We start from the raw sequence: 25,577 nt of genomic DNA on the forward strand, positions 1-25,577 counted from the left end.
GAAAGGTGGCACTGGTCAACCGAGACGGGGGGCGTTACCTCTCTTGGGCGAAACTCAGCTCAGGAGACGACGACTTATGACCGATCTGCGTGCAATCAGCTTTGCCGAGGTGGCTCTGGACGGGCTTGACGAAGTCGAGGGACGCCTCGCCGTTGTTGTTTCACCCGAAGGCGCGCTCAGCCCCGGCGCGCGGCGTCTCAACCGGCTGACAAAAGGCGCGCTGGGGCGTGCGGTCGAAAGCGCACCGTTCGGCAAGCTGTCCCCCGGCGAGGCGTTGACCCTTGCCTGGCCGTCGGGTCTGATCGTCGAGGCGCTGGACATCGTCAAGCTGGCGCGCCGCCCTGCCTTGATCGAAGCCCGCAAGGCAGGTGGGACACTGGCACGGTTGGCTGGAAAGTCGGCGCTGACGGTATTGGTCGAGGCCACGCGCCTGCCCGAAGAGATCGCCCTTGGCGCGGCCCTGCGCAGCTATGCCTTCACCGCGCGCAAGTCGAAACCGGATGAGGCACCCGCCGCCGCCGTACTGATGGTCAAAGCCCCCGATGAGGCGCAAGCCGCCTTTGCGGCATCCCATGCGGTGGCCGAGGGTGTGGCCTTTACCCGAGATCTGGTGTCCGAACCAGCCAACGTGCTGACGACCACGGAATTCGCCGCACGGCTGGAAGCGCTGCGCGACACCGGGCTGGAGGTTGAGGTTCTGGAAGAGGACAAGCTGACCGAACTGGGAATGGGCGCGCTGTTGGGCGTGGGCATGGGGTCGGCGATGCCGTCGAAGGTTGTTGTGATGCGCTGGAAGGGGGCCGAGGGCGCGCCTCTGGCGCTGATCGGCAAGGGCGTTGTCTTTGACACCGGCGGTATCAGCCTCAAGCCCGCGCAGGGCATGGAAGATATGACCATGGACATGGGTGGTGCCGGCACCGTCGCCGGTGTGATGAAGACACTGGCCCTGCGCAAGGCGCAGGCGCATGTGGTGGCAATGGTCGGTCTGGTCGAGAACATGCCCTCGCACATGGCGCAGCGTCCGGGTGATATCGTCACCTCGATGAAGGGCGACACCATCGAGGTTATCAACACCGATGCCGAGGGGCGGTTGGTGCTGGCGGATGTGATGTGGCACGCGCAGGAAAGCGAACAGCCCTCGGCGATGATCGATCTGGCCACGCTGACCGGGGCTTGCATCATCGCGCTGGGTCATGACAACGCAGGCGTTTTCTCGAACGACGACGCGCTGGCCGGTGACTTCCTCAAGGCGGCGGCGGCCGAGGGCGAGGGTGCATGGCGTCTGCCGTTGGGCAAGAGCTATGACGATCTGATCAAGAGCCAGAAAGCCGACATGAAGAACGTCGGCGGTCGGCCTGCCGGAGCGATCACGGCGGCGCAGTTCCTGCAACGCTTCGTCAAGGATGGCATGCCGTGGATCCACCTCGACATCGCGGGGGTGGCACAGGTGACCAAAGACACCGATCTTTCGCCCAAGGGCGCGACCGGCTGGGGCGTGATGGCGCTGGACCGGCTGGTGCGCGACCGGTTCGAGAGCCACTGAGGCGCAACGGCGGTCGGAGCCACACATGGGAGAGGCGTATTTCTACCACCTGACGCGGCGACCGCTTGAAGCGGTTCTGCCGGATCTGTTGGGGAAATCCCTTGGCCGCGGTTGGCGGGTCGCGGTGCGCGGCACCGATCCGCAGCGCATGGACTGGCTGGACCAGAAACTGTGGCAGGGACCCGAGGATGGGTTCCTGCCACACGGCCTGTCTGGTGGGCCGCATGACGCCGATCAACCGATTTTGCTGACCACTGAAATGCAGGCGGTCAATAAGCCGGGCTGCCTGATGGCCATAGACGGGGCAGAGGTGGTGGCCGAAGAGGTCACCACGCTGGACAGGGTTTGTGTCTTGTTCGACGGGCGGGACGGTGCAGCCCTGCAACGGGCCCGTGACCAATGGAGGTCCCTGACCGGGGCGGGCTGCAAGGCGCAATATTGGTCAGAGGAATCGGGGCGCTGGGAGAAGAAAGCAGAGAGCTGAGGGGGAGACGAATTTTCGGCGAAAATTCGGGTCTGCCTTATCGCTGTAGCACTAATTTTCCACCGGCGATCTGTAGGCTGGAAAATCGGTCGAGATAGGTCATCCCCAACAGCGAATTTTGCATCTCGCCCGCGTTCACATAGGCCGCCACACGCTGATCCGAAAAGGGGCCAAGCGTGACCGTGTCCAGCGTGACCGGTGCTGTCTGGACCGTGCCGTTAGCGGTCATGGCCTCAGACAGGAAGTGCAGGCTTGCCACGTCAATCCCGGCGCGTTCCGCCGCGGCGCGTGTCAAAACGACCGAGCTAGCGCCGGTGTCCACGACAAAACGCGTGGGTGTATCGTTGATCCGCAGGGTGACGTAGTAATGTCCGTCCGGCGCGCGCGGCAGTTCGATCCGGCCCTCGCTGCCAAAGACCATCTGCTGCGGCATGACGGTGCCGCGAATGTCGGTCCACAATCCATAAACCGCTATCACGCCGACGAAAATCAGCGCCCATGCCGCCATCTGCTGCATTGTCTTGCCAAGGCTTGCGCGTCCCTGAACAAAGAACCAGCTGACCAGCACGCCGCCCAGCAGCACGAGGTAGATGAGATTGGCGATCTGGTCTCCGGACATGGCACGTTTCCCTGTGGTTCGTCCAAAAGATAGGGATTTGCGCGGCGGGTAACAGGGTCAGGCGGGTGCAAGTCCGAAATTGCGCAGCCCGTCCAGCACGAATTGCACCGACAGCGCCGCCAGCAGCATCCCCAGAATGCGCGTCACGACGTTGATTCCGACGCGGCCTAGAAGATGTTCGATTGGCCCGGCGATCAGGAACAGCGCCAAGGCCACCAGCAGGACGGCCAACATGACGGCAAGGATAGACACGACCTCGACCGTGTCGCCAGTCTGGCCGACCAGCAGGATGATCGACGCGATGGCCCCCGGTCCGGCAATCAGCGGAATCGCCAGTGGAAAGACCGAAGGGTCGGGGAATTCTTCTTCATCGGCCTTGTCCTCGCGCCGCTTGGTGCGACGTTCGAACAGCATATCCAGCGCGGTGATGAACAGCAGAATGCCGCCCGCGATCCGGAAAGCGGACATGGAAATTCCGATGAACCCCAGCACCGCCTCTCCGAAAAAGGCAAAGAGCGTCAGGATACCAAACGCGATGCCACAGGCGCGGTAGCCCACCATACGGCGGTGGCGCGCATCGGTGCCTTGGGTGAGCGCGATAAAGATCGGGGTAAGCCCGATCGGGTCGATCACCACCAAAAGGGTGACAAAGGCGCTGATGAGAAAAGCGGTGTCCATAACGGTTCGGTAGCCTTGGGCAGGCCCGCTGTCCAGTCTTGTGCTGCCAGATCAGGGGGCCAGAGCGGATAGCGGTGTTTGAGGGGGGTAAAAGGCAATGTCCGGAAAATCGTAAAGATAGTAACGCCAGACAGTGTCCTGTCCCCCTTTTTCAAAGTTGCAGTCCAGACCGTTCATCAATGTGACGGATGTTCCGCTGACCTCTGCGCCGGGCAGGCTATCGGCATCTGTGTTACTGCCCAGATCCTCGGCCCATCTGTAAAAGGTGATACAGGCTTGAATCAGGCTATCTGCGTTCGGCGTGATGGGTGGGATCACTGGTCCGACACGAATGTCAAATCGGCCCGCCAAATCCACCGTGTCGATGTAAAACATCTGATCATGCGGAGTGGCAATCATCATCGAGAACATATCTGGATTGAACAGGATCGGGTCGCTGGGCCCGGTTTGCATCAGGCGGGTGCTGAACTCTGACAGGGATTTCAACGCCGCGTCATAGGCCAGCGTGACTGTGGCCTCATCATATTGCCCCTTTGGTACGTTCAGACGGGGTGCGTGCAGGCCCAGACGGGCCGTGGGATGCATGCTGCGCCAGGGCCACGGGCCCAACTGCCACTCGTCGACATAATCGGGATTTTGAGGGTCCTTGAACCGGATTTCGTCCGCAATGTAGGTGCCGGACATGAACACAAGCGCACAGGCGCTTTCACAGGTCGCGCCGGCCTGCAACCGGGTGCAGATCCCGGCCTCACGCAGATATTCGCCAATGGCGACTCCCTCCATGAATGATCCACCGGGGCTATCCAGGCACACCACCACTTGCGGATTCGTCGGAAGGGCGCGGAACAGGTCAAGATCGCCCTTGTCGACGATGCCTTGAAACTGATGTGTGCAGCCATCCCGCGCCATGGGATGGGTGTCGTCATAGGGCAGGGGACCAACCGGTGTCAGCGTGCCCGCCAAAACGGTGGCTGGTTTGGAGAAAAGAGTCAGAAGCGCAATCAATGTGGCCGGTCGCATGGCAATTCTCTGGGCAAAAACTCTGGGCTAAAACGGATATGCCCCAAGGATTATGCGCAGCGATCTGCCTGTCAACCGATAGGGCGGCATTTCAGGTGCCCTCGGCCGCATCCAGCTTTTCCGCCGCCGTTTCCCACATCACTTCGGCACGGTGGAGGGCGTTCATGACCTCGGCGTATTTCTTGTTCCAGACCTCAAGTTCGCCGACCTTTTCATTCTCGTACAATGCGGGATCAGCAAGCTTTTTCGCCAGTTTTTCACGCATATCTTCGATCTTGGCTATGCGGTCTTCGCATTTGCGGACGTCCGAGCGCAGCTCTTGCATCTGATCGCGCGAGGGGCGTTTGGGCTTTTCCGGTGCGGCTTTGGCGGATTTTGCAGGTTTCGCCGGGGCGTCGCGTGTCAGCAGCATGGTGCGGTAGGCGTCAAGGTCATCCTCGTAGGGTTTCACCGTGCCATCCCCCACCAGCCAAAGCCGGTCCGCCACCATCGACAGCAGGTGCATGTCGTGGCTGACAAGGATCACGGCACCGGAATAGGCGGTAAGCGCCTCGACCAAGGCCTCACGCGATTCGATATCGAGGTGGTTGGTCGGCTCATCCAGGATCAACAGGTGCGGCGCGTCGAGCGTGGCCAGTAACAGCGACAGGCGCGCCTTTTGACCGCCCGACAAGCGTCCGACCTCTGTTTCCGCCTGTGCCGCCATCAGGCCGAACCCGGCCAGCAGGGCGCGCAGTTTTGGCGGCAGCGTGCCGGGGCGTTCGCGTTGGACGTGCTGCAAAGGCGTCTCGTCCAGATGCAGCTCATCGACCTGATGCTGGGCGAAATAGCCGATGCGCAGCTTGGACGAGCGGCTCATGCGCCCGTCCATCAGCGGTAAGCGGTCAGACAGCAGTTTTGACAGGGTCGATTTGCCCTGACCGTTCTTGCCCAACAGCGCGATCCGGTCGTCCTGATCAATGCGCAGGTTCAGTTTGCGCAGAACCACGGTGTCGCCATAGCCGGTTGACCCGCCTTCGATATTGATGATCGGCGGCGACAGTTCATCGGGCTGCGGGAACGAGAACACCCGTTTGGCGGCCTCTTCGGGCGGGGTGACCATGTCCATCCGCTCGATCATCTTGAGGCGGGCCTGCGCCTGTTTGGCCTTGGAGGCCTTGGCGCGGAAGCGGTCGACAAACCCTTGCAGGTGGGCGCGGCGGTCCTGCTGTTTCTTGGCCGTCGCGCTCAGTTGCGCGCGCTTTTCGGCGCGCAGCTTGACGAACCCGTCATAAGGCGTGCCGTAGTAGGTTAGTTTACGGTCCTCGACATGCAGGATCGTATTGACCGCGCGGTTCAGCAAGCCGCGGTCGTGGCTGATGACGATCACCGTGTGCGGATATTTCATCAGGTAGCTTTCCAGCCACAGCGCACCTTCGAGATCCAGATAGTTGGTCGGCTCATCGAGCAGCAGCAGGTCGGGCTGGGCAAAAAGCACACCGGCCAGCGCCACACGCATCCGCCAGCCACCCGAAAAGGCAGAGCAGGGCTGTTTCTGCTGGTCATCGTCAAAGCCCAGCCCCTTGAGGATGGTGGCGGCGCGGGCCTCGGCGCTCCATGCGTCGATGTCGGCAAGGCGGGTTTGCACCTCGGCGATGCGCACGCCTGTGGCGGTCTCAGCCTCGGCCATCAGGGCGGCGCGTTCGGTGTCGGCCTCCAGCACGGTGTCGATCAGCGAGGTCTCTGACGCAGACACTTCCTGACTGACGCCACCGATGCGGGCGCGTTGCGGCAAGGAGATATCGCCGCCGTCCAGCGTCAGCTCGCCTTTGATCAGGCGAAAGAGCGTGGTCTTGCCCGCACCGTTTGGCCCGACAAGGCCCACCTTGTGACCGTCAGGGATTGTGGCGCTGGCCCCGTCGAACAGCGGGCGGCCGTCCACGGAAAAAGAAATGTTTTCGATCTTCAACATGGCATGGCGCGTGCCAGAGGCGCGCGGAGGTGTCAATGCACGGCGACGTGGCGGGCAAAAGAGATGCGCACAAGGGGCGCTTGGGTGCAGACTAATGGCGCGGGATGCATCGGCGGGCTTTCCAATCGGGACGGCCCATGCTACCGCCCCGCGCATCATTCATGACCCGGGCACAAAGTCCGGGACGAACCCGATGGAGCATCCCATGGCCCTTGAGCGCACATTCTCGATCATCAAGCCCGACGCCACCCGCCGCAACCTGACCGGCAAGATCAACGCCAAGTTCGAAGAAGCGGGCCTGCGTATCGTCGCGCAGAAGCGCATTCACCTGACCAAGGCGCAGGCCGGCCAGTTCTATGCCGTGCACGCCGAGCGTCCGTTCTACGACGAACTGTGCGAATTCATGGCGTCCGAGCCGGTTGTCGTGCAAGTTCTGGAAGGCGAGGGCGCCATCCTGAAGAACCGCGAAGTCATGGGCGCAACCAATCCCGCCGACGCCGCACCGGGCACCATCCGCGCAGAATTTGCCGAATCGGTTGGCGAAAACTCGGTTCACGGGTCGGACGCGCCGGACACGGCCAAAGAAGAAATCGCTTTCTTCTTCTCGGGTCTTGAACTGGTCGGCTGAGCCGTTCCGTTTTGCGACTTAAGAATGGGCCGTTCCCGTTGGGGGCGGCCCATTTTGTTATAGAACAGAGTCGTTGACTCGATTGTGTCGCCGCGTGCACTGTTTGAGTATTCCGCTGATGTGGAGAATTCAGACATGCGTTTTTTAACTCTTATTTTATGTCTGACAGTCCTGCCCCGGTTGCTTTCCGCCGCTGAGATTGTCGTGGTCGGGCCACCAACGCTTTTTGATTCACATAGCGTGGCTTGCACGTTGCAGTTGTCTGGCCGCATCACGGCAGGAGACGCTGACACATTGCAGACCCTGCTGGAGCGTCAGGGATACCTGGACGATGGGCAGAATTCGGTTCAGGCGCTGTGTCTTGACAGTCCGGGTGGTTCCCTGAACGAAGGTGTCAAGATTGCAGAAGTCCTGACCGCGTATTCTGTGCCCACGGTCTTGGCCGAGGGAGCGGAATGTCTGTCGGCCTGCGCCGTGGCGTTCATGGGCGGAACCCTGCGGTTCGACATTTACACGCCGATCCAAAGGAGCATGCATCCGACGGCGCGGTTGGGGTTCCATGCGCCGGATCTGGAGGTACCGGAACGGTCGTATGACCGCGCGACGGTTACAAAGGCATTCGACCTTGCCATAGATGCGATCGCCCGGATCGCAAAGGATCTGGACGAAGCCAATTCCATGAGCCGGGTCAATAAATTCCCGCGGTCCCTGCTCGCCGAGATGCTGCGCCACAAAGGCAAAGATTTCCTGTGGGTCGACACGGTTGAAAAGGCGGCGGTCTGGGGCATTGATGTCGATACGAAAAAAGGTGTTGGACGTCAGGCAGTTGATCCGGTTTTGCTTTGCATGTTGGTCCTTCGCCGGTTCCGGGATCAGCCCATTGTAGACTTTTCTCCCGGAGATCTCAGGACCAATGAGGCCATGAGACGGGACTATACTGACGTTTTGGATCGTGACTGGAGCGTGTGGGTAAACAACTTTTCCAACGACTTTTGCGACATCAAGCACTACGATTTCGAACCCCGGTATCGCGTCACGGCGTCTGAATACGATGCGCTTTCGATAGGGGACAGAAGTTTCAATTCCTGGGTCGGCTACAGGCCGGATACACTTCTGCGCGACCTGAGATAGGTCATTGGGGGATTTAGCGGCGTTTGGGGTTGCCTGCCGTGGTGCAAACGCCTGTCTTCAACGCGCCCGGTTGCTGGGGTCGATGACGCCGATTTCGTTCAGGATACGGTCCAGCGCGCTTTGCGGGGTGGCTTTGGTATCCGCCTTTAGGGCATCGAACTGACCCCTCAGGGTTTCCTTTTCGGCACCTTTGCAGTCGTTCCAAGGCCGGCCCTGAAGCGCCATGTGCAGCACGTAATATCCTATGAAATGAGGGCGTTGTCCAGATTTTAACAGCTTGCGATACGCCTCATGTGCGCCGAGGGCGCGCAGGGTTTCGGCATCGGGGATGCCGGCCTCTGTGCAGGCGGTTTCAAACACCGGGCCGAGATTGCGGATGCTGCTGACCGGGGTGCCGCTCATTGCAGCATGGGGTTCAAGACGTCGAAAGGCAGGCCGGTGGCAAGCGCGTCAAAGCGCCCCTGAGTGCCAAACATGGCCTCTCCGGCAGTTTGGATCGTGCGGTAGGTGGCGCGGGCCAATGCCGAACCAAGCGACAGGCGCGCCACACCGAGAGCGGCATATTCCGCGCGGGAGTGGGTGGCAAAGGGACCGGCGACGAGGGCGTTGAAAGGCAGGTCGGTGGCTTTGACCAAGCGTCCAAGCGCCTCCATCGAGGGCGGGCCGGGGACATAGACGCCATCCGCGCCAGCGGCCTCGAACGCCTGAATACGGGCGACGGCCTCTTCGGTGTCGTAATGGCCAGTGAGGACCCCGTCGGCGCGGGCGACAAGGAAGAAATCGCGCGGCAGGGCGCGGGCGGCGCTGGCGGCGGCGCGGATGCGTTCGGTGGAGAGGGCGGCGTCATAAGGCGCGGAGTCGGGAAGGGCAGTATCCTCTATGCAGATGCCCGCAAGGCCGATCTCAGCGGCGAGGCGGACTGTTTCGGCGCAGGTGTCCGGTGACGCGCCAAAGCCGTTTTCGAAATCACCCGACACGGGGACGTTGACGGCAGCGATCAGGTCTTGGGCATGGGCCAGCGCCTCATCCCGGGTGATGGTGCCGGTGTCGGGGCGGCCCAGCGTAAAGGCGTGAGCCGCTGATGAGGTGGCGATTGCCTTGGCACCCATTGCGACCAGCATCTTGGCCGATCCGGCGTCCCATGCATTTGCAAGGATAAAGGGATCGCCGGGGCGGTGCATGGCGCGAAAGCTGTCAGGCATCGGCGCGGGCCTTGCTGTCGGCAAATGCGCAAAGGGTTTTCAGCGCCGCGACCAGACGGTCGTCTGCCACAGTCAGAGCCACGCGGATATGACCGGCGGCGGATTTGCCAAAGCTTTCGCCCGGCATGACGGCGATCAAGTGCTCGTCCAGCAACGCCTCGGCAAAGTCACGCCCCGAGAGGCCCGTCGCGCGGATATCCAGCATCAGGTACATGGCCCCCTGCGCGGGGATTGCTGTGACGGTGTTCTGCTGGGCGATCACCTTCATCGCGAGGTCGCGGCGGCGGCGGAAGGGGGCGGCGATCTGGTCCTCAAGGTCGGGGCCTTGGTTGAGGGCAAACAATGCGCCGTCCTGAATGTAGCCGGGCACGCCGTAGGTGGTCGAAGTGGCCAGATCGATGAGGCGGTCAATGGCCTCTTTCGGGCCAACCAGCCAACCGGCGCGCGAGCCGGTCATGGCATGACTTTTGGACATCGAGCCGACGACAAGCGTGCGCTCGGCCATACCGGGCAGGGTGCGGGGGCTGATATGGTCACCTTGCCAGACCTGTGTGTCATAGACCTCATCCGAGATCAGCCAGAGATCGTGGTCGTTGGCGGCGGATGCGATTTCTTGAAGGGTCTCGCGCGGGTAGACCGTGCCGGTTGGGTTGTTGGGCGTATTGACCAGCAGGCTTTTTGCACCGCTCGTCGTGGCGGCGGCCCGGATTGATGCGCCCTTGGGCAGGAAGGCGTGGGCTGCCTCTGTCGGGACGGGTACGGCGCGGCCAGAGGCGGCACGGATCGTGCCGGGGTAGGTGGCGTAATACGGGTCAATGTAGAGCGCCGCATCGCCCGGCGACAGCACGGCGACATGGGCGGCAAAAAGCGCGGCCTGCCCGCCGGGGGTGATCAGAATGTTTTCAGGAGTGGTGGGCACGCCGGTGCGGGCGCTGATGCGCTCTGCAACGGCCTTGCGCAGTCCCGAGACGCCGGGAACCATTGCATAGCCGGTGTGGCCGCCGCTGGCCGATGCGTGGATCGCCTGAAGGATCGATGCGTCGGTGCCGATGTCATGTTCGCCGATTGTCAGCTCTGTCACGGGCTGGCCTGCGGCGGCCATGTCGCGGGCGCGGTAGAACACCTCCCACCCGTCAGAGCCGCCTTCGTTAAGCGTGGTGATGCGGGTCGAGAGTTGGGGCATGGTGGGTTCCTTTCGTTGAAAATGGTTTGCCAGAGGCGCAGGCGCGCGGCAAGCAGGTTTGGCATTTGTTAAGGTTTGGTTGGGAAGTGTAAACGAAATCAATTGGTTGCGTGCGGGGGTGGGATTGACCCACCGCACGGTGGACCGTATGTTTTTCGCATGCTGGACGAGGTACGGCAAATGGCCCCCGGGGGAGACCTTTGGGGCCGTTTTCGCGCCTTGCACCCCCGGAGGGGCAAAAACCTACAGGCAAGTAAGGTGTCGAGCATGAGCAGAGCAGAGCAAAAAGAAGAAGAACAGCGCATCGTCATTACCGCCAACGAGCGGTGTGAGCGGCTGCGCAGACAACGTGATCGGGCGACAGCGACGATCGCGGAACTCATCGATCAGATCGATGAGCTTCAGAGCAGGGTCAGTCGGGGAGACATTGCGAAGAAGTCCGAGGCGAGTGGCGCCTTGAACGAGCTGAAATACTGGCTGCGTGCGGCCCGGGAAACGGAGTTGGAACTTGAAGCAATCATCCGAAAAGACGAAGGAATCGGGGATGCCTACGGGCTTGACCTCGAAGCCGCGAGATTTGCGGTCGGGTGCCGCCTGGATAGCCTCCGCACCTGTTGTGGTGAAGGATAGGTTTCTGGACGAAATGACCGATGGGGAGCGCCTTGCGCTCCCCTATCTGTTCGAGTTCTGGGCCCATCCGCACCAGTTGCCACCCGAGGGTGACTGGCGGACATGGGTTATTCTGGGCGGGCGCGGTGCGGGCAAGACACGGGCCGGAGCCGAATGGGTTCGGGCCCAGGTCGAAGGGGCCAAGCCGATGGACAAAGGGCGCTGTCGGCGGATCGCGCTGATCGGCGAGACTTATGATCAGGCGCGCGAAGTGATGATCTACGGCGATAGCGGGATCATGGCCTGTTCGCCGTTTGATCGAAAGCCGACGTACAACGCCTCGCGCAGGACGCTGGTCTGGCCGAACGGGGCTGAGGCCACGGTGTTTTCCGCGCAAGACCCGGAGGCGCTGCGCGGGCCGCAATTTGACGGCGCTTGGGCGGATGAGATGGCGAAATGGAAAAAGGCGCGTGACGTCTGGGACATGCTGCAGTTCGGGCTGCGGTTGGGTGAGGCGCCGCGTGTCTGCGTGACAACTACACCGCGGAACGTCGAAGTGCTGAAGGAATTGCTTGAGACCCCGTCGACCGTGTCGACCCATGCCCGGACTGAGGCCAACCGGGCGCATCTGGCGGCCTCTTTCCTTGAGGAAGTGCGGGCGCGTTATGAGGGTCAGTCTCTGGCGTTGCAGGAACTGGACGGCGTGTTGCTGGATCAGGTCGATGGGGCCCTGTGGTCGCGTGAGATGTTTGATGGCGCGCGCGCAGGGCGATTGCCACAGTTGGACCGGTTCGTGGTGGCGGTCGATCCACCTGCGGGCAAGGGGCCACGGTCGGATGCGTGCGGGATTGTCGTGGCCGGGATCGTCGAGGCGGACGACCCGCGCGACCGCCGGGCCTATGTGTTGGAGGATGCCTCGATCCAAGGGTTGTCGCCGACGGGCTGGGCGACGGCGGCAATCGAGGCAGCCGCGCGCTGGCAGGCAGACCGTGTGGTGGCCGAGGTCAATCAGGGCGGCGCGATGGTTGAGACCACGCTGCGGCAAGTCGATCCCTATGTCTCCTACAAGGCTGTGCACGCGACGGAGGGGAAATCCGTCCGGGCCGAACCGGTGGCCGCTTTGTATGAGCAGGGGCGCGTGAAACATTTGTATGAGCAGGGGCGCGTGAAACACGCGCGCGGGCTGGAGGAACTAGAATCGCAGATGTGCCTGATGACGCCGCATGGCTATGAAGGTGCAGGCAGTCCTGACCGCGTCGACGCACTGGTCTGGGCGCTGACAGAACTGATGCTGGGCAAACGCCCGGTAAAGCGGACGCCGCAGGTGAGGGGGCTGTAACGACCCGTTGCGGTCGTTGCGCCAAGGCCGAACGGTGGTGTGACGCGGCCTTAATGCGCCCACCATAATTTGCTTCATGAGACGCAGGGGACAGCAAGCCTCTGACCCAATCGAAAGACGAAGATGACCTGCAACGCGTCCGCCAGTGGCTGACGCGGGTGGGACAGTGCGGGCCCTTGGGCCGCCTGAGGAAAGGAGCGACTAGGGATGGTATTCGATTTTCTGCGGCGGACCGGGCAGGGGCCGGAGGTGGCGAGCGCGCCGGAGGCCAAGGCCTCGGCGACGGGCCGGGTCGTGGCGCATCTGAACGGTGGTCGAGTTGCATGGCCGGTGGCCTATGAATACGCGGTGGGCGGGCGCAAGCATCGCTTTGGTGTCACGGGGGCGATCTCTCCGATCTGTCACGTGAAGGCGTTCCATCCGCAAGATGATCACTATGGGTTTCAGCGCCAAACCGCACGTCCTGTTCTACGCCTCCAAGCGTGTGGGCGGTGACGTAAGCGATTTCGCCGCGATCAAGCTCATGCGTATCGCCGTCAGCTGAAGCTGACCAAGAGATGGGAGGCGGGCCGCGCGGTCCGTCTCTCAGCGGGCGCGCGCCTGTTCAGGTTGTTCAGCTACCCCTCCGCGCGTGCAGTCGGGGCGGCGCGCGTCCAACCGCTTGGCGGACAAGGGATGGTCGAGGATTTCGGAGAAGAAACATGATGTTGGTGGAAGAAACCCAAGTGCTCGAAGCGGCGCTTCCGGTGGCGGCTCTGAAGGACCATCTGCTGTTAGGCAGCGGTTTTACTGAAGGCGATTTGCAGGACCCGGTTCTGGTCTCGTTCCTGCGTGCGGCGCTTGCCGCTATCGAGGGTCGCACAAGCAAAGCGCTGGTCACACGCGGTTTTCTGGTGACGCTGGATGCCTGGACCGCACCCGATAGTCAGCGGCTGCCGGTGGCGCCAGTGCAGGCGATTACCGAAGTGGCCCTAGTGGATGCCTATGGGATTGCGACGATCGTCGATCCAACGAGCTACAGGTTGCAAAAGGATGCCTTTGATCCTCGTCTGCGCCCGATGGCGACTTCGCTTCCGAGTGTTCCCACAGGGGGGACGGTCGAGATCCGTTTCGACGCCGGATATGGCCCGACATTCGATGCTGTACCAGAGGATCTGAAGCAGGCCGTTCTGATGCTGGCGGCGCACTATTACGAATACCGGAGCGAAATGGCCCTGAGCCAAGGCTGTATGCCGTTCGGCGTGACGAGCCTGATCGCCCGCTATCGGCCAGTCCGTGTGGGGCTAGACGCATGAGCTGGACTTTGAACAGGCGGTTGACGCTGGAAGCCGCTCAGCGGGTAACCGATGGCGCGGGTGGCTTTGAGGAAACATGGAGCGCGCTGGGCACTCTCTGGGCAAAGGTCAAACCGCGCACCGGACGGTTGGCAAATGGCGAAACCGGGGCGGTTTCGGTCGGGGCGTTTCGGATCATCACGCGTGGTGCTCCGCAAGGACATTCCAGTCGGCCTGAATGTGGTTCTGGTCGTCGATGGCCAGAGCCACGTGATGCGGCTGACGCTGGGGGCGCTGGCCGAACTGGAGACCGGGCTTGAGAGCGGGTCTCTGGTGGATCTGGTACAACGGTTCGAATCCGGCGGGTTCAGCACACGCGATGTGCTGGCTCTGATCGTGGCGGGGCTGCGGGGGGGGCGGTTGGACCGGTCGTGCGTCTGACCTTTTGTCCTCCGAGATCGAGGGCGGGCCGATGGCGGCGGCACGGTCGGCGGCCGAATTGCTGGCGCGGGCCTTCATGTTGCCGGAGACGCGCGATGGCAGGGTTTGACTGGCCCACGCTGATGCGCGCGGGAATGCGGGGGCTTGGTCTCAAGCCGTGGGAATTCTGGGATCTGACGCCCGCCGAATTGCAACTGATGTTGGGCGAGGGCGATGGCGCAAAACCGATGGGTCGGACGCGGCTGTCCGAATTGATGACGGCCTTTCCGGACGACAAGATGAGAGGTGACGAGACATGAGCGACATGATCGATGACCTGGAGGGACAGGTCGATGCACTGGAGACCTCGCTAGGGGGCGCGGTCGGCATGGCCGCGCAGTTCGATGCCGAATTGAAACGCATCCATGAGACGTTTTCGGCAACTGGTCGCGGTGCCGCCAAGCTGGAAGCAACGCTGAGCCGGGGCGTGGCGCGGGCAATCGACGGCGTGGTGCTGGATGGGATGAAACTGTCGGATGCGCTGCAAACCGTCGCCCAATCGATGATTGACGCGGCATGGAAGGCGGCGGTGACCCCGGTGGCGAACCATGTGGGGGGGCTGCTGTCATCGGCGGTGTCAGGCATGTTCGGCAGCTACTCGCTCTTTGCGAATGGCGCTGGTTTTGCGCAGGGGCGGGTGATGCCCTTTGCAAATGGAGGCGTTGTCAGCAGCCCGACCACTTTCCCGATGCGGGGCGGGACCGGGCTGATGGGCGAAGCGGGGCCAGAGGCCATCATGCCCTTGACCCGTGGGCCTGACGGCAAGCTGGGAGTGCGTTCGGACGGCGGCGGTGGGTCGCCGGTGACGGTGGTGATGAACATTTCCACACCCGACACCGCAGGCTTTCAGCGCAGCCAAAGCCAAATCGCCGCCCGCATGAGCCAGGCGCTAAGCCGTGGCGCGCGCAACCGCTGAGGAGAGTGACATGAGCTTTCATGACGTGAGATTTCCGACCGACCTGAGCTTTGGCTCTGTCGGGGGGCCTGAGCGGCGCACCGATATTGTGACGCTGACCTCTGGATTTGAGGAACGCAATACGCCTTGGGCCCATTCTCGACGGCGTTTCGACGCCGGTCTGGGTCTTCGGTCGCTGGACGATCTGGCTGAACTGATCGCGTTTTTCGAGGCGCGTCAGGGACAGTTGTATGGCTTTCGCTGGAAAGACTGGGCGGATTTCAAATCCTGCGCGCCCTCGCAAGAGCCGTCCGTCGCCGACCAGTTGATCGGGACCGGAGACGGAGCGAACCAGAGCTTTGCGCTGTCCAAGGCCTATGTTTCCGGAGGTGCCAGCTATTCCCGTCCAGTGACCAAACCAGTGGCCGGTTCCGTATTGGTCGAGGTCGACGGTGTGGAACTGACGGAGGGTGCCAATTTCACCGTGGATACTGCAACTGGAATGGTGACGTTGGACAGCGCGCCGGGTGTCGGGCAAGACATCCGCGCAGGCTTTGCCTTCGATGTGCCGGTCCGGTTCGACACGGACCGCATTCACGTCAGCGCCGGGGCGTTCAATGCAGGACAAGTGCCGGATGTTCCCGTGGTCGAGGTTCGGGTCTGATGGGCGCGGCTGAGCTTCATACCCATCTGGTGGGCGGATTGACAACCGTGTCACGGGCCTGGGCGATCACGCGCACGGACGGTATCCGTCTTGGGTTCACCGATCACGACAGGGATCTGAGTTTTGACGGGCTGGTGTTCAAGGCTGACAGCGGGCTGTCGGCCCGTGCTGTCAGTCAGGCGACCGGGTTGTCTGTCGACAACTCCGAGGCCATGGGCGCACTGAGCGCCAGTGGGATCAGCGAAGCGGATATTTCCGCCGGACGCTATGACGGGGCCGATGTGGTGGCTTGGCTGGTCAATTGGGCTGACGTGTCGGCGCGCCGAGTGATGTTCCGCGGAACCATTGGAGAGGTGCGACGCGGAAACGGCGCGTTTCACGCAGAATTGCGCGGTTTGACTGAAAGGCTAAACCGGCCGGTCGGACGGGTCTTTCAAAAGCCTTGTACCGCTGTTCTGGGGGATGCGGACTGCGGTTTTGACCTCTCGGTGGGTGGCCACCTGCACGAGGGAACATTGGTCGGGGTCGAGGAAAGCCGAGTTTTCCTTGCGGGGGAATTGGCCGGTTTCTCCGTCGGATGGTTTCAGCGAGGTCGGCTGGAGATACTAACCGGGGCGGCCCGAGGGCTGATCGGGTCGATCAAGCGCGATTATCTGCGCGCCGATGGTGAAAGAGTGATCGAGATCTGGGAGCCGCTTCGCGCGTTGCCAGTTGCCGGTGATGCGGTCAGGCTCACAGCTGGCTGTGACAAAAGGTTCGAGACCTGCAGGTCGAAATTCGGCAACCATCTAAACTTTCGCGGTTTCCCGGATTTGCCCGAGGAGGACTGGATCACGGTTCACCCCAGCTATGCCAAACGCCTTGATGGCGGGAGCCGTCGATGAACTTGGTGGTTTGTGCGGCGCGGGGGTGGCTTGGGACTCCCTATGTGCATCAGGCATCGTGCCGAGGTGCAGGGTGTGACTGTCTGGGCTTATTGCGCGGCGTCTGGCGCGAGGTGATCGGGCCGGAGCCTGAAGAGGTGCCTGCCTACAGCATGGATTGGGCGGAACCGCAGGGTGATGAAAGCCTGTGGCGGGCGGGCCTGCAGCATATGGTGCCCAAAGTCCGGGACGATGCGGCGGAGGGTGACGTTTTGCTCTTCCGGATGCGGGACGGCTCTATCGCGAAACATGTAGGCATTCAGGCGCAGACCGGAGGCATGGCGAGTTTTATCCATGCCTATACTGGACATGGTGTGATCGAGAGCGCCCTGAGCGCGCCTTGGGCGCGGCGTGTGGTGGCTCGGTTTGCCCTTCCAATTGGAGATTGAGTGATGGCGACGATCCTTCTTTCCGCCGCAGGGGCGGCAATCGGCAGTTCCATCGGCGGCTCTGTTTTGGGGCTGTCGATGACGGCGGTGGGCCGTTTCATCGGTGCCTCCATCGGGCGCGGATTGGACCAACGTCTGATGGGCGCGGGGTCGGAGGCCGTTGAGACGGGCCGGATTGACCGTTTCCGCCTGACGGGGGCGGGTGAAGGTGCGCCAATTGCACAAGTCTTCGGGCGGACGCGGACCGGTGGTCATGTCATCTGGGCGACGGAGTTCAAGGAACGTGTGCGCGAATCTGGTGGCGGCGGCAAGGGAGCGCCCGCTCAGCCAAAGGTGCGCGAATATAGCTATTCCATCAGCCTTGCTTTGGCGCTGTGCGAAGGAGAGATCAGCTCTGTCAATCGCGTTTGGGCGGATGGCGCCGAAGTCGCGATCAGGGACCTCAATATGCGCGTTTATACGGGGACGCAGGATCAATTGCCCGATCCCAAGATCGAAGCGGTCGAAGGTACTGGACAGGTGCCCGCCTACCGCGGCACGGCCTATGTCGTGATGGAGAATTTGCGTCTGGAACGGTTCGGCAACCGTATTCCGCAGTTCAGCTTTGAGGTCGTACGACCCGATCTGGCAGAGGATCAGGTGCCAGCACTGGTACGCGGCGTGGCGATGATACCGGGCACCGGAGAATACGCCTTGGCGACCGATCCAGTCTACATGAAACATGCCGCAAGTTCCTTTGACAGCCTGTTCGGTGTGGGAAAAGACGGCAAGGCGGTGGCCAACGTCGGATCGCCGTCGGAGGAGCCGGATTTTGTCACCTCTTTGAAGCAACTCACTGACGAGGTTCCCAATTGCGGTGCCGCTTCGTTGATTGTGAGCTGGTTCGGTGATGACCTCCGCTGCGGTGAATGTTCGATCCGGCCGAAAGTGGAACAGACTGAGTTCGAGGCGAAATCAATGCCTTGGTCCGTGGCCGGTCTGAACCGGAGTGCGGCGTTGGCGGTGCCACAGCAAGACGGTCGCCCGGTCTATGGCGGCACTCCGACGGACGAGTCCGTGATACAGTCGATCCGTAAAATGCAGGCAGAAGGCCTGTCTGTAATGTACTACCCGTTTATCCTGATGGATCAGATGGCCGACAACGGATTGTCAGATCCCTGGAGCGGGGCCACGGACCAACCGGAATTGCCCTGGCGCGGGAGGATCACCCTCAGTGCCGCGCCGGGCCAGTCTGGGTCTCCGGATCAGACTGCGGCAGCAGATGCCGAGGTTGCCGCGTTCTTTGGCACTGCCTCGGCCGCTGATTTCGCGGTGTCTGGCGGGTCGGTCAGCTACAGCGGAACAGATGAGTGGGGCTACCGCCGATTCATCCTGCATCAGGCTGCACTCTGCGCGGCGGCAGGGGGTGTCGAGGCTTTTTGCATCGGGTCGGAGATGCGGGGGCTGACTCAGATCCGTGGCGAAAATGGCTTTCCCGCCGTTGCGGCTTTGCAGGAGCTTGCCGCCGAGTGCCGGACCCTGCTGGGGGTGTCGGTCAAGATTGGCTACGCGGCGGATTGGTCCGAGTACTTCGGTTATCATCCGCAAGATGGCTCGGGCGATCTGTTTTTTCACCTCGATCCGCTCTGGGCAGATGCAGAGATCGATTTTGTCGGGATCGACAATTACATGCCTCTGTCGGACTGGCGCGACGGAGAGGGGCACGCTGACGCAGAGTGGGGCGCGTTGCACGATCTGGGCTATCTGCGGTCCAACATCGAAGGCGGCGAGGGGTTTGACTGGTACTATGCCTCCGATGCGGACCGGGATGCGCAGATCCGGACGCCGATTTCCGACGGGACACATGGCGAGCCTTGGGTTTGGCGTTACAAGGACATCCGCAATTGGTGGGGCAACTCCCATCATGAGCGCATCGGCGGCGTCCGGCAGGCGCAGGCAACAGTCTGGCAGCCGGAATCCAAACCGATCTGGTTCACCGAATTGGGGTGTGCAGCGGTCGACAAGGGCACCAACCAACCGAACAAATTTCTTGATCCAAAATCATCGGAGTCCAACCTTCCTCGGTATTCCAATGGCCTGCGGGACGACCTGATCCAGCAACAATATCTCCGTGCGCAACTGGGATATTGGGGAGAGGCAGCGCACAACCCTCAGTCTTCGGTTTATGGCGGGCCCATGTTGGACCTCACACGGTCGTTTGTCTGGGCTTGGGATGCGCGACCTTATCCGTGGTTCCCGGCCAATGAGGATCAGTGGTCGGATGGACCGAACTATCGGCGCGGGCACTGGTTGAACGGTCGGGTTTCGGGCCGCGGTCTTGCATCGGTTGTCGAGGAAATCTGTGCGCGGGTCGGATTGGCCGATGTCGATACCAGCGGTCTGTTCGGGTTCGTGCGCGGCTATATCGTGCCGCAGGTGTCGGACGCACGGCGAGCATTGCAGCCTTTGATGCTGGCGCATGGTTTCGATGCGATCGAACGGGACGGCACGCTGGTTTTCCGGATGCGCAGCGGGACGGGTGCGATCAACCTACCACTTGATGCGCTTGCGGTAAGCGAAGAAATCGAGGGCGATCTGCTGGAGACGCGGGCCGCCGAGGCGGAGATGACAGGCCGCGTTCGCGTCCAATTCATTCTGGCAGATGCGGATCACCAGATCGCGTCCGAGGAAGCGGTTTTGCCAGACGAGGCCACGCATGCGGTGGCTGAGACTGATATAGCGCTGGCAATGACGCGGGGCGAAGGGCGACAGACCGCTGAGCGTTGGCTGACCGAGGCGCGCGTGGCGCGAGATACCTTGCGATTTGCGCTGCCGCCGTCGCAACTTGTGCTGGGCGCGGGGGACGTCGTCCGGCTGCCTGTCGGGAACGGCGGAACGCTGGCTCGGATCGACAAGATCGAGGTCATGGAACACCAGATCGTCGATGCCGTGCGGATCGAACCTGAGGTTTTTCAACCGTCAGAAATGCCCGAGGACGCGGCCTCGGTGCGGCCTGTCATATCTGCAGCGCCGGTAACTCCGGTCTTTCTTGACCTGCCGATGATGACCGGTGACGAGGTGCCTCATGCGCCGCATTTGGCGCTGACGGCCACGCCTTGGCCGGGCGCTGTGGCGATCTATGATGCGCCGCAAGACTTGGATTACGCTTTGAACACTCTCATTGCGGGACAGTCGGTGATTGGCGTGACCGAGACGGCTCTGATCGCGGCCCGGCCCGGAAAAATCGATTCCGGTCCAGCATTGGAGGTGCGATTGGCAAGCGGCGGTTTGCAGTCGATCAGTGATGCCGCGCTGCTGTCCGGTGGCAATCTGATGGCGATCGGCGATGGGACGCCCGGGAACTGGGAACTGCTCCAGTTTCGGGATGCAGAGCTGATGTCGGAAGGCCGCTGGAGGCTGTCGCATCGATTGCGCGGACAGGCGGGCAGTGACGGGCTGATGCCTACGGTCTGGCCCGCTGGATCCTGGGTGGTCATGCTTGACGGGACCCCCACTCAGATTGGGTTGAAAGCGCTGCAACGCGGAGTCGAGCGTCACTACCGGGTCGGACCTGCATCGCAACCTTATGACCATGCAGCGTATGAACACCGGGTCCATGCATTCGTTGGCAATGGCCTGCGGCCTTATCGTCCCGGGCATCTGCGCGTCGAGGATCAGGGCGGCGATCTTGACCTTAGCTGGACACGGCGCACGCGGATTGATGGGGACGGCTGGGGGCTGGCAGAGGTCCCACTTGGCGAAGACAGTGAGGCCTACAGGGTGCAGGTCCGGCAGGGGTCTACGGTTCTGCGCTCACATATCGTGAACATGCCGTCCTGGGTGTACAGCGCCGCAGATCAGTCTGCCGATGGTGTCAGCGGGGACTTCACTCTGGCGGTTGCGCAAGTCTCCGAACGGTATGGCCCCGGACCTTATGCCGAACTGGAAATGACAGCATGAGACCGGTCCTGCCCGGGGACGTGAGCGCGGCGGCGCGGGCGCTTTTGCCCGTGCCGCCGCACGCCCGCGCAGCGCAGGCCCGCCGGCTGATCGACGAGGCAAGCGCGGCGGATACGCATAGCCGCCGCACCGGGCGGGCGCATGGACGCTGGGGCAACGGGACCTTGATGGCGGCGGCCCATGGTCATCCTATGGGTCGCGAAGTGCGCTTTGACGATCCCGACTATCTCGATTGCCAGTTGGCTATCCTGACAGCCTTGCGCGACATCCATCAGCCCGGCGCGCAGGAAATGCAGCGCCGCGCGGTTGGGTCAAGATCCAGCCGTTTGACCGCGATGGCGTCGCCGCATTCCTCACAATAGCCAAATTCATCAAGTTCTATCCGAACCAGCGCCGCCCCTAGCGCGCGGCGCAGACCGTCGCGACGTGCCTGCGTTGCTTTTGCCATGGATTGGTTCAAAAGCGCATCCTGCCGCGACAGCCGCCCCACCGCTTGTTGGTCAAGCTTGACCGTGGACTGTCCCGCGCGGCCAAGCGCATCTTCTTCGTCCAGTGTGGCAAGCCGGGCGTGGATTAGGCTTTTGAATCGCACAGTTGCAGCGTCATCCTGATCAGCCATAACCCACATCACAGATTTGCGTTTCGATCCCCATAGCCTATCTGATAGGCTTACGGCGTCAAAGGAGGACAGCCATGGCTGAAACGCGCGCGCATCTGGCGGAACTTGACCCGGTCTGGGCCCGTATCCGCAGTGAGGCAGAGCAGGCGGTGATCGATGAACCGCTGCTGGGCGGACTGGTGCATTATTCGATCCTGCACCACCCTTCGATTGAACGGGCCCTGAGTTACCGCATGTCGCTGAAACTGGCGAATGGGGAGATGTCCGAACAAATCCTGCGGGAAATCTGTGACGAGGCATATGGTCTTGCGCCAGAACTGGCCCTGTCCGCGCGCGCGGATATCACGGCCACCTATGAACGTGATCCGGCCTGCCACAGATTCCTGCAACCGGTGTTGTTCTTCAAAGGGTTCCAGGCGGTGCAGGCCTACCGCGTCGCGCATTGGCTGTGGACCGAAGGGCGCAAGGATCTGGCCTATTTCTTTCAGATGCGCAGCTCTGAGGTCTTTGGAATCGACATCCATCCCGCGGCGCGGATCGGCAAAGGCATCATGATCGACCACGCCCATTCCATCGTGATCGGTGAGACAGCGGTGGTGGGCGACAACGTCTCTATGCTGCATTCGGTCACGCTGGGCGGCACCGGCAAGGAAGAAGAGGACCGCCACCCAAAGATCGGCGATGGCGTCTTGATTGGTGCGGGTGCCAAAGTGCTGGGCAATATCAAGGTGGGCAACTGCTCGCGCATCGCGGCCGGGTCTGTGGTGTTGAAGGACGTCCCGCCATGTACCACTGTCGCTGGGGTTCCTGCCAAAGTTGTCGGCGAGGCCGGGTGCGCCCAGCCGTCGATCAGCATGGACCAGATCTTGCGCGGCGGCTGAGCGTGGTGCAAAGGCATTTGGGAGGATAGTAGAGGCGCCCCTTTCGGGGTGCTTCTTTTTTGCGGTCTTGGGCGTCGTCCCTCTGGCGCAGGCGAAATCTTCTTCCCACAGCCCAGCAGGCAGACTCAGGCCAGTAGGGCGAGAGGGTTCTCAAGGCCGTCCACGATGGCCTTCAGCAGGTCCGCGCCAAGCGCGCCGTCGATCACGCGGTGGTCAACCGAAAGCGTAACCGACATGATCGTCGCGACAGTGATCTGGTCGGCCTCGCTGACGACAGGCTTCTTGATCCCTGCGCCGACAGCCAGAATGGCCCCGTGCGGCGGATTGATGACCGCATCGAAATTTTCGACCCCGAACATGCCGAGATTGGAAATGGCAAAGCTGCCGCCTTGATATTCATGTGGGGCAAGCTTGCGGTCTCGTGCGCGTGTGGCGAGGTCCTTCATTTCCGCAGAGAGCGCCGAGAGGGATTTCTGGTGTGCGTCTTTCAGCACCGGGGTGTAAAGCCCGCCGTCGACTGCCACGGCCACAGCCACATCCGAAGGCGTCAGTTGCAGGATGCGGTCCCCGGCCCAGACGGCATTGGCGGCGGGCACCTGTTGCAGGGCGTGGGCGCAGGCCTTGATGATGAAATCATTGACCGAAAGTTTGACGCCGCGCGGTGCCAGTTGGGCGTTGATCTGCGTGCGGAACGCCAACAGCGCGTCGAGGCGGATGTCGCGACGCAGGTAGAAATGCGGGATCGTCTGTTTTGCTTCTGTCAGGCGGGCGGCGACGGTGCGGCGCATACCGTCCAGTGCGATTTCGGTATGAGGTCGGTCGGCATAGGTCTTGAGCACCGCATCGGCATTGGCGGCGATCTGCGGTGCTTGCGCGGAGGAGCCGGGTACTGCCGACGCGGCAGCGGCGGCAGGCTGTGGCTGCGCGGCGGCTGCCTCGACATCGGCTTTGACGATCCGGCCGCGTGGCCCGCTGCCGGTGATCTGCCCCAGATCCAGACCTTTTTGTTCCGCCAGACGGCGCGCCAGTGGGGAGGCAAAGACGCGGGCACCGTCCTTGGCCTGCGCTGGCGGGGCGGCTTTCTCGGAGCCCCCGGAAGTGGGGGCCGCCTCGGCAGCCGCTGTGGCCTGCGCCTGCGGCGCAGTGGCCACGGGGCCGTCGGTGATGTCCTTGGCGCTTTCGCCCTCTTCCAGCAGCACCGCGATGGGGGTGTTGACCTTCACCTCTGCCGTGCCTTCGGCGACAAGGAGGCGACCTATTGTGCCCTCGTCGACGGCTTCGAATTCCATCGTCGCCTTGTCGGTTTCGATCTCGGCGATTACGTCACCGGAGGCGACGGCGTCGCCTTCCTTGACCAGCCATTTGGCCAGCGTGCCTTCCTCCATAGTGGGCGACAAGGCGGGCATGAGGATTTCGATGGGCATTCAGATCCTCCTCTCAACGCGCCTGCGCGGCGTGCGATTGAGTATTTTTACCAAGAAGAAGACACATGGTCAGCGGGCCTCGATCAGGGTCATGATGTCGTAAGGCGGGCGCGGTGTCGCACCGCAAGCAAGTCGGTTTACCGCGTGAACAAGCGCCGATCTGTGGGCGGCTATCCATTCATAGGCGTCCTGATGGGACGGTCTGGCACCGGGGCGCAGGGCATGTGTCATCAGGCATTCGGGAACGTAGGCGCGCCCGTCCTCGGTTTCGATGCGGTATGCCTCCCGCACCACGTCGCGGCCTTTGACCTCGACCCGCGCGGTCACCGGTAACAAACCTTCTTGGCGGCTGCGATCACCTCTGGCGTCGTGATCAGCGCGTGGCGTTCAAGGTTGGCCGCGTAGGGCATTGGCACGTCCTTGCCGGTCAGGTTGATCACTGGTGCGTCGAGGTAATCAAACGCCTCCTGCATCAGCACGGCAGAGATGTGGTTGCCGATCGAGGCCACGGGAAAACCCTCTTCGATCGTGACACAACGGTTGGTTTTCTGCACGGAGGCAATGACGGTCGCGGTATCCAGTGGCCGCAGGGTCCGCAGGTCGATCACCTCGGCGCTGATGCCCTCTTCGGCCAGTTTCTCGGCCGCTTCTAGCGCGTAGGTCATGCCGATGCCGAAACTGACAAGCGTCACGTCGGTTCCCTCCTGCCAGATGCGGGCCTTGCCAAAGGGGACGGTGAAATCCTCCATCACCGGCACGTCAAAGCTGCGCCCGTATAGGATCTCGTTTTCGAGAAAAATCACCGGGTTCGGGTCTCGGATGGCGCTTTTCAGCAGGCCCTTGGCGTCCGAGGCGGAATAGGGCATCGCCACTTTCAATCCGGGAATATGCGCATACCACGCCGCAAAGTCCTGAGAGTGCTGCGCGCCGACGCGGGCGGCGGCACCATTGGGGCCGCGAAAGGTGATCGGACAGCCCATCTGCCCACCGGACATGTACAACGTCTTGGCGGCGGAATTGATGATCTGGTCCATCGCTTGCATGGAAAAGTTGAAGGTCATGAACTCGACAATCGGTTTCAGCCCGCCAAAGGCCGCGCCGACGCCAATCCCGGCAAAGCCGTGTTCGGTGATCGGCGTGTCGATCACCCGTTTCGATCCGAACTCGTCCAGCAGGCCCTGACTGATCTTGTAAGCGCCTTGGTATTCGGCCACCTCTTCGCCCATCAGGAAAACGTCGCCATCGGCGCGCATTTCCTCGGCCATCGCGTCGCGCAGCGCCTCGCGCACGGTTTGTTTCTTTGTCTTGGTGCCTTCCGGCCAGTCAGGTTCGGGGCGGACAGCCGCAACCGGGGCAGGGGCGGCGGGCGAAGGCGCGGGTGACGACTCGGGTTTGGCCGTGGGTTTGGCCCCAGAGGACGCAGGATCCGCGTCCCGGACCTGATCCGGGACCTCCTCGCCATCCTCGACCAGCACCGCAATCGGCGTGTTCACGGCGACGGCCTGCGTGCCCTCGGCGATCAGGATGCGGCCCATGACGCCCTCATCCACCGCCTCGAATTCCATTGTCGCCTTGTCGGTCTCGATCTCGGCGATCACATCACCCGCCGAGACGGTATCGCCTTCCTTGACCAGCCATTTGGCCAGCGTGCCTTCTTCCATTGTCGGGGAAAGGGCGGGCATCAGGATTTCAGTTGCCATGG

General features: G+C 62.3%; 26 protein-coding genes and 3 pseudogenes. 18 read left to right on the forward strand and 11 right to left on the reverse strand.

Features of this window, described 5'->3' with window-relative positions:
• Positions 1 to 76 precede the first annotated feature (76 nt).
• Together VOI21_RS11635 and VOI21_RS11640 are read left to right on the forward strand one after the other, a co-directional pair.
• Positions 77 to 1,543 (forward strand): leucyl aminopeptidase, encoded by a 1,467-nt coding sequence (locus VOI21_RS11635; RefSeq protein WP_323770048.1) that lies wholly within the window; start codon positions 77 to 79, stop codon positions 1,541 to 1,543.
• A gap of 25 nt (positions 1,544 to 1,568) precedes the next feature.
• A complete protein-coding gene (locus VOI21_RS11640; protein ID WP_323770049.1) occupies positions 1,569 to 2,027 on the forward strand; it encodes a DNA polymerase III subunit chi in 459 nt (152 codons plus the stop codon).
• A 37-nt stretch (positions 2,028 to 2,064) separates the two neighbouring features.
• Here the strand turns inward: VOI21_RS11640 and VOI21_RS11645 are convergent, their stop codons facing one another.
• The 4 genes from VOI21_RS11645 to VOI21_RS11660 all read right to left on the reverse strand — a co-directional run bounded on the left by VOI21_RS11645 (position 2,065) and on the right by VOI21_RS11660 (position 6,295).
• Positions 2,065 to 2,646: a retropepsin-like aspartic protease family protein gene (locus VOI21_RS11645; RefSeq protein WP_323770050.1), complete on the reverse strand. Its 582-nt coding sequence runs from the start codon at positions 2,644 to 2,646 to the stop codon at positions 2,065 to 2,067.
• Between the two features lie 57 nt (positions 2,647 to 2,703).
• Complete coding sequence (locus tag VOI21_RS11650) at positions 2,704 to 3,324, reverse strand: MarC family protein (protein WP_323770051.1); 621 nt, start codon at positions 3,322 to 3,324, stop codon at positions 2,704 to 2,706.
• A gap of 51 nt (positions 3,325 to 3,375) precedes the next feature.
• Positions 3,376 to 4,344, reverse strand: a complete 969-nt coding sequence (locus VOI21_RS11655; RefSeq protein ID WP_323770052.1) for a hypothetical protein — start codon at positions 4,342 to 4,344, stop codon at positions 3,376 to 3,378.
• Between the two features lie 91 nt (positions 4,345 to 4,435).
• Complete coding sequence (locus tag VOI21_RS11660; protein WP_323770053.1) at positions 4,436 to 6,295, reverse strand: ABC-F family ATP-binding cassette domain-containing protein; 1,860 nt, start codon at positions 6,293 to 6,295, stop codon at positions 4,436 to 4,438.
• Positions 6,296 to 6,500: 205 nt separating this feature from the next.
• On the opposite strand from VOI21_RS11660, the gene ndk reads away from it, so the two are divergent.
• Together ndk and VOI21_RS11670 are read left to right on the forward strand one after the other, a co-directional pair.
• Positions 6,501 to 6,923, forward strand: a complete 423-nt coding sequence (gene ndk, locus VOI21_RS11665) for a nucleoside-diphosphate kinase (RefSeq protein ID WP_323770054.1) — start codon at positions 6,501 to 6,503, stop codon at positions 6,921 to 6,923.
• 135 nt (positions 6,924 to 7,058) lie between these two features.
• Positions 7,059 to 8,054: a hypothetical protein gene (locus VOI21_RS11670; RefSeq protein WP_323770055.1), complete on the forward strand. Its 996-nt coding sequence runs from the start codon at positions 7,059 to 7,061 to the stop codon at positions 8,052 to 8,054.
• 57 nt (positions 8,055 to 8,111) lie between these two features.
• Here the strand turns inward: VOI21_RS11670 and VOI21_RS11675 are convergent, their stop codons facing one another.
• From VOI21_RS11675 to VOI21_RS11685, 3 genes are read right to left on the reverse strand one after another with little or no spacing between them, the layout of a single operon-like run.
• Complete coding sequence (locus VOI21_RS11675; protein WP_323770056.1) at positions 8,112 to 8,456, reverse strand: TfoX/Sxy family protein; 345 nt, start codon at positions 8,454 to 8,456, stop codon at positions 8,112 to 8,114.
• Positions 8,453 to 9,256: an isocitrate lyase/phosphoenolpyruvate mutase family protein gene (locus tag VOI21_RS11680; protein ID WP_323770057.1), complete on the reverse strand. Its 804-nt coding sequence runs from the start codon at positions 9,254 to 9,256 to the stop codon at positions 8,453 to 8,455. The genes VOI21_RS11675 and VOI21_RS11680 overlap by 4 nt, the downstream gene beginning before the upstream one ends.
• Positions 9,249 to 10,439: a pyridoxal phosphate-dependent aminotransferase gene (locus VOI21_RS11685; RefSeq protein WP_323770058.1), complete on the reverse strand. Its 1,191-nt coding sequence runs from the start codon at positions 10,437 to 10,439 to the stop codon at positions 9,249 to 9,251. The genes VOI21_RS11680 and VOI21_RS11685 overlap by 8 nt, the downstream gene beginning before the upstream one ends.
• 267 nt (positions 10,440 to 10,706) lie before the next feature.
• Between VOI21_RS11685 and VOI21_RS11690 the strand changes: the two genes are divergently transcribed.
• The 13 genes and pseudogenes from VOI21_RS11690 (at position 10,707) to VOI21_RS11750 (ending at position 20,951) form a co-directional block, all read left to right on the forward strand.
• On the forward strand, positions 10,707 to 11,069 hold the full coding sequence (locus VOI21_RS11690) for a hypothetical protein (RefSeq protein WP_323770059.1): 363 nt from the start codon (positions 10,707 to 10,709) through the stop codon (positions 11,067 to 11,069).
• 13 nt (positions 11,070 to 11,082) lie between these two features.
• Complete coding sequence (locus tag VOI21_RS11695) at positions 11,083 to 12,387, forward strand: DNA-packaging protein (RefSeq protein ID WP_323770060.1); 1,305 nt, start codon at positions 11,083 to 11,085, stop codon at positions 12,385 to 12,387.
• A 312-nt stretch (positions 12,388 to 12,699) separates the two neighbouring features.
• Positions 12,700 to 12,846 (forward strand): annotated as a pseudogene (locus VOI21_RS24225) (phage portal protein); the annotation flags it as partial.
• Positions 12,830 to 12,931 (forward strand): annotated as a pseudogene (locus VOI21_RS11705) (phage major capsid protein); the annotation flags it as partial. The pseudogenes VOI21_RS24225 and VOI21_RS11705, both read left to right, overlap by 17 nt.
• A 157-nt stretch (positions 12,932 to 13,088) precedes the next feature.
• Complete coding sequence (locus tag VOI21_RS11710) at positions 13,089 to 13,682, forward strand: head-tail connector protein (RefSeq protein ID WP_323770061.1); 594 nt, start codon at positions 13,089 to 13,091, stop codon at positions 13,680 to 13,682.
• On the forward strand, positions 13,679 to 13,981 hold the full coding sequence (locus VOI21_RS11715) for a head-tail adaptor protein (RefSeq protein ID WP_323770062.1): 303 nt from the start codon (positions 13,679 to 13,681) through the stop codon (positions 13,979 to 13,981). The genes VOI21_RS11710 and VOI21_RS11715 overlap by 4 nt, the downstream gene beginning before the upstream one ends.
• A pseudogene (locus VOI21_RS11720) lies at positions 13,935 to 14,211 on the forward strand (gene transfer agent family protein). The gene VOI21_RS11715 and the pseudogene VOI21_RS11720 overlap by 47 nt, the downstream one beginning before the upstream one ends.
• A complete protein-coding gene (locus tag VOI21_RS11725) occupies positions 14,198 to 14,401 on the forward strand; it encodes a rcc01693 family protein (RefSeq protein ID WP_323770063.1) in 204 nt (67 codons plus the stop codon). The pseudogene VOI21_RS11720 and the gene VOI21_RS11725 overlap by 14 nt, the downstream one beginning before the upstream one ends.
• On the forward strand, positions 14,398 to 15,057 hold the full coding sequence (locus tag VOI21_RS11730) for a phage tail tape measure protein (protein WP_323770064.1): 660 nt from the start codon (positions 14,398 to 14,400) through the stop codon (positions 15,055 to 15,057). The genes VOI21_RS11725 and VOI21_RS11730 overlap by 4 nt, the downstream gene beginning before the upstream one ends.
• Positions 15,058 to 15,067: 10 nt before the next feature.
• Entirely contained in the window at positions 15,068 to 15,700 is a 633-nt protein-coding gene (locus VOI21_RS11735) for a DUF2460 domain-containing protein (protein ID WP_323770065.1), read from the forward strand.
• Positions 15,700 to 16,584, forward strand: a complete 885-nt coding sequence (locus tag VOI21_RS11740; protein WP_323770066.1) for a DUF2163 domain-containing protein — start codon at positions 15,700 to 15,702, stop codon at positions 16,582 to 16,584. Before VOI21_RS11735 ends, VOI21_RS11740 begins: the two co-directional genes overlap by 1 nt.
• Complete coding sequence (locus tag VOI21_RS11745; RefSeq protein WP_323770067.1) at positions 16,581 to 17,012, forward strand: NlpC/P60 family protein; 432 nt, start codon at positions 16,581 to 16,583, stop codon at positions 17,010 to 17,012. Before VOI21_RS11740 ends, VOI21_RS11745 begins: the two co-directional genes overlap by 4 nt.
• A 3-nt stretch (positions 17,013 to 17,015) precedes the next feature.
• Positions 17,016 to 20,951 carry a baseplate multidomain protein megatron gene (locus VOI21_RS11750; protein ID WP_323770068.1) on the forward strand — a complete coding sequence of 1,312 codons (3,936 nt, stop codon included), beginning with the start codon at positions 17,016 to 17,018 and terminating at the stop codon, positions 20,949 to 20,951.
• Between the two features lie 271 nt (positions 20,952 to 21,222).
• On the opposite strand, the gene VOI21_RS11755 is transcribed toward VOI21_RS11750, so the two are convergent.
• Positions 21,223 to 21,570, reverse strand: a complete 348-nt coding sequence (locus tag VOI21_RS11755) for a TraR/DksA family transcriptional regulator (protein ID WP_323770069.1) — start codon at positions 21,568 to 21,570, stop codon at positions 21,223 to 21,225.
• Between the two features lie 74 nt (positions 21,571 to 21,644).
• Between VOI21_RS11755 and cysE the strand changes: the two genes are divergently transcribed.
• Positions 21,645 to 22,451, forward strand: a complete 807-nt coding sequence (cysE, locus tag VOI21_RS11760; RefSeq protein ID WP_323770070.1) for a serine O-acetyltransferase — start codon at positions 21,645 to 21,647, stop codon at positions 22,449 to 22,451.
• 125 nt (positions 22,452 to 22,576) lie between these two features.
• On the opposite strand, the gene VOI21_RS11765 is transcribed toward cysE, so the two are convergent.
• The 3 genes from VOI21_RS11765 to VOI21_RS11775 form a co-directional block, all read right to left on the reverse strand.
• Complete coding sequence (locus VOI21_RS11765) at positions 22,577 to 23,875, reverse strand: pyruvate dehydrogenase complex dihydrolipoamide acetyltransferase (RefSeq protein WP_323770071.1); 1,299 nt, start codon at positions 23,873 to 23,875, stop codon at positions 22,577 to 22,579.
• A 69-nt stretch (positions 23,876 to 23,944) separates the two neighbouring features.
• Positions 23,945 to 24,202, reverse strand: coding sequence for a hypothetical protein (locus VOI21_RS11770; protein ID WP_323770072.1), 258 nt, complete (start codon positions 24,200 to 24,202; stop codon positions 23,945 to 23,947).
• Positions 24,199 to 25,575, reverse strand: a complete 1,377-nt coding sequence (locus VOI21_RS11775) for a pyruvate dehydrogenase complex E1 component subunit beta (RefSeq protein ID WP_323770073.1) — start codon at positions 25,573 to 25,575, stop codon at positions 24,199 to 24,201. Before VOI21_RS11775 ends, VOI21_RS11770 begins: the two co-directional genes overlap by 4 nt.
• Between the last annotated feature and the right edge of the window lie 2 nt (positions 25,576 to 25,577).

The sequence above is a fragment of the Antarctobacter sp. genome, assembly GCF_034670325.1.
Taxonomy (GTDB): domain Bacteria; phylum Pseudomonadota; class Alphaproteobacteria; order Rhodobacterales; family Rhodobacteraceae; genus Antarctobacter.

Bases quoted from the DNA above. Each gene is read 5' to 3' on its own strand.
- VOI21_RS11635 (WP_323770048.1), top strand. From the start codon at position 77: ATGACCGATCTGCGTGCAATCAGCTTTGCCGAGGTGGCTCTGGACGGG.
- VOI21_RS11640 (WP_323770049.1), top strand. From the start codon at position 1,569: ATGGGAGAGGCGTATTTCTACCACCTGACGCGGCGACCGCTTGAAGCG.
- VOI21_RS11645 (WP_323770050.1), bottom strand. From the start codon at position 2,646: ATGTCCGGAGACCAGATCGCCAATCTCATCTACCTCGTGCTGCTGGGC.
- VOI21_RS11650 (WP_323770051.1), bottom strand. From the start codon at position 3,324: ATGGACACCGCTTTTCTCATCAGCGCCTTTGTCACCCTTTTGGTGGTG.
- VOI21_RS11655 (WP_323770052.1), bottom strand. From the start codon at position 4,344: ATGCGACCGGCCACATTGATTGCGCTTCTGACTCTTTTCTCCAAACCA.
- VOI21_RS11660 (WP_323770053.1), bottom strand. From the start codon at position 6,295: ATGTTGAAGATCGAAAACATTTCTTTTTCCGTGGACGGCCGCCCGCTG.
- ndk (WP_323770054.1), top strand. From the start codon at position 6,501: ATGGCCCTTGAGCGCACATTCTCGATCATCAAGCCCGACGCCACCCGC.
- VOI21_RS11670 (WP_323770055.1), top strand. From the start codon at position 7,059: ATGCGTTTTTTAACTCTTATTTTATGTCTGACAGTCCTGCCCCGGTTG.
- VOI21_RS11675 (WP_323770056.1), bottom strand. From the start codon at position 8,456: ATGAGCGGCACCCCGGTCAGCAGCATCCGCAATCTCGGCCCGGTGTTT.
- VOI21_RS11680 (WP_323770057.1), bottom strand. From the start codon at position 9,256: ATGCCTGACAGCTTTCGCGCCATGCACCGCCCCGGCGATCCCTTTATC.
- VOI21_RS11685 (WP_323770058.1), bottom strand. From the start codon at position 10,439: ATGCCCCAACTCTCGACCCGCATCACCACGCTTAACGAAGGCGGCTCT.
- VOI21_RS11690 (WP_323770059.1), top strand. From the start codon at position 10,707: ATGAGCAGAGCAGAGCAAAAAGAAGAAGAACAGCGCATCGTCATTACC.
- VOI21_RS11695 (WP_323770060.1), top strand. From the start codon at position 11,083: ATGACCGATGGGGAGCGCCTTGCGCTCCCCTATCTGTTCGAGTTCTGG.
- VOI21_RS11710 (WP_323770061.1), top strand. From the start codon at position 13,089: ATGATGTTGGTGGAAGAAACCCAAGTGCTCGAAGCGGCGCTTCCGGTG.
- VOI21_RS11715 (WP_323770062.1), top strand. From the start codon at position 13,679: ATGAGCTGGACTTTGAACAGGCGGTTGACGCTGGAAGCCGCTCAGCGG.
- VOI21_RS11725 (WP_323770063.1), top strand. From the start codon at position 14,198: ATGGCAGGGTTTGACTGGCCCACGCTGATGCGCGCGGGAATGCGGGGG.
- VOI21_RS11730 (WP_323770064.1), top strand. From the start codon at position 14,398: ATGAGCGACATGATCGATGACCTGGAGGGACAGGTCGATGCACTGGAG.
- VOI21_RS11735 (WP_323770065.1), top strand. From the start codon at position 15,068: ATGAGCTTTCATGACGTGAGATTTCCGACCGACCTGAGCTTTGGCTCT.
- VOI21_RS11740 (WP_323770066.1), top strand. From the start codon at position 15,700: ATGGGCGCGGCTGAGCTTCATACCCATCTGGTGGGCGGATTGACAACC.
- VOI21_RS11745 (WP_323770067.1), top strand. From the start codon at position 16,581: ATGAACTTGGTGGTTTGTGCGGCGCGGGGGTGGCTTGGGACTCCCTAT.
- VOI21_RS11750 (WP_323770068.1), top strand. From the start codon at position 17,016: ATGGCGACGATCCTTCTTTCCGCCGCAGGGGCGGCAATCGGCAGTTCC.
- VOI21_RS11755 (WP_323770069.1), bottom strand. From the start codon at position 21,570: ATGGCTGATCAGGATGACGCTGCAACTGTGCGATTCAAAAGCCTAATC.
- cysE (WP_323770070.1), top strand. From the start codon at position 21,645: ATGGCTGAAACGCGCGCGCATCTGGCGGAACTTGACCCGGTCTGGGCC.
- VOI21_RS11765 (WP_323770071.1), bottom strand. From the start codon at position 23,875: ATGCCCATCGAAATCCTCATGCCCGCCTTGTCGCCCACTATGGAGGAA.
- VOI21_RS11775 (WP_323770073.1), bottom strand. From the start codon at position 25,575: ATGGCAACTGAAATCCTGATGCCCGCCCTTTCCCCGACAATGGAAGAA.